Source organism: Pirellulales bacterium, assembly GCA_035939775.1.
Lineage (GTDB): Bacteria > Planctomycetota > Planctomycetia > Pirellulales > DATAWG01 > DASZFO01.
This window is the reverse complement of record DASZFO010000310.1, coordinates 1-1,522: the sequence shown is the minus strand read 5'-3', so window position 1 is coordinate 1,522 and position 1,522 is coordinate 1. Positions and strand designations below refer to the sequence as shown.

Here is a 1,522-nt window from a genome sequence, read left to right as displayed (position 1 = left end):
CAAGCCGACCTATGGGAACTCTGGGGAGACAACTGGGATGACAGAGATGACGGATGACTGCCTGTGTGGTCGGGTCCGGTACACGGTGTCGGGCGAGCCGACACGCAACACGCTCAGCCGGTGCCATGGCCCCGGCTCGGTTTGTTTGGTATTTTGCGTGTTGGCCCGCCCCTAGTTGGCCGACAATAGAAATGCCAATCCTGCGATGCAGCCGGGGTTGGAGCGCGGGGCGATGCGGTGAGGGGCTGGGCGCGATCTTCATGATCGGATCGGAGCGGTTCTCCCGATATGCAGTTGCCTTGTCCGCGGTCGGCCATGTGGCTTTGCTGCTAGGCCTGACCTATATAGGCGCGAGCGCGGTGCAGCCCATTGCACCGGAGGCGATGATTGTCGAAATCGTGCCGTCGAGCGAGGCGCCCGCGAGCCCCGCCCCGGCGGACCGCGATTTGAACTTTGATGGCACGCATTTGGAATCCGCATCGACTGGGTCGGAAGTGTGGTCCGATTCCGATAAAGGAAGTGCGCGCACCGGTCGGCCGGAGCCCAAACCGGCCTTGCCATCGCTGAAACAGGCGCAAGCCAATCTGAAAGAGAAACGCAAGGGCACCGAACAGACCGCCCAGCCGACAACGCGGCCGGAGGAGCCCGAGACGCAGCCTCTGGCCGACGAGCCGCTGCTTGTTCCGACCACGCCCGCGCGCGAACCGCAGGAACGGCCCAAGGAAGCAGCGGACCAGCCGAAGGCTGGTGAAATGTTTACGATGCCGCTTGGGCTCCCAAACGGACGGATTGGCGGCGGCCTCGATGCTCCGTCGGCGAAGCCCGCCAAGCTGGCGCACGATGATACCGCGGCGTTCAAGGCACGCCTCAGCTCATGCACGCATGCCTGGATACCGCTGATCGACGATAAGGTCGCGATCGTGCTGCGGATTTCGTTCAAGCGCGATGGCACCCTTGCGTCACAGCCCAAGCTCTTGGACGCGTCCCTGTCGCCAGATTCGGGGATACTTTTGAATGCCGCCATCACTGCGCTCGAAACATGCCAACCATTTACCGAGCTGCCGCCGGACAAATACAGCAAGTGGAAAACGCTCGAACTCGTCGTTTCTCCGTTAGTCGTCCGTGAATAAATAGCCCTTTCCGCGCGGGTGAATTTTGGGTGCGCGGCGAAGGCGGCGAGGATCAAGCTTCATAAAATCCTCAGCCACTCGATGAGGAGCCGGAAGTTGTAGCCGACGGCTGCCACGACGGCGTTGTTGGCGTCGCCACGCGTATCCTCGGGCTCTCGCCCCCGCGGCGACATAAGCCCGGCGCCAAATGCGGCGCCATTCGCATAAGCTAATACGGAACATCAGTCGCTACTATGGCCGCGGCAGGCCGACCAACGCTGCAGGGGCCTACTGTGATTAATCCCAGATTTATCATGTGCTTTTCACAGTTTACGGACCGGGATTGTTCGAGAAAAGTATCCAGAGGAATCGCTGGGAGCGCGGTGCGTCCGCAATCGAGCCTGTTTTGCAGA

1 protein-coding gene is annotated in these 1,522 nt (G+C 61.3%); it reads left to right on the top strand.

Annotation, left to right across the window (positions count from 1 at the left end; translation table 11 throughout):
- Positions 1 to 191 precede the first annotated feature (191 nt).
- Positions 192 to 1,130 (top strand): hypothetical protein, encoded by a 939-nt coding sequence (locus VGY55_19460; protein HEV2972160.1) that lies wholly within the window; start codon positions 192 to 194, stop codon positions 1,128 to 1,130.
- The last annotated feature ends 392 nt before the right edge of the window (positions 1,131 to 1,522 follow it).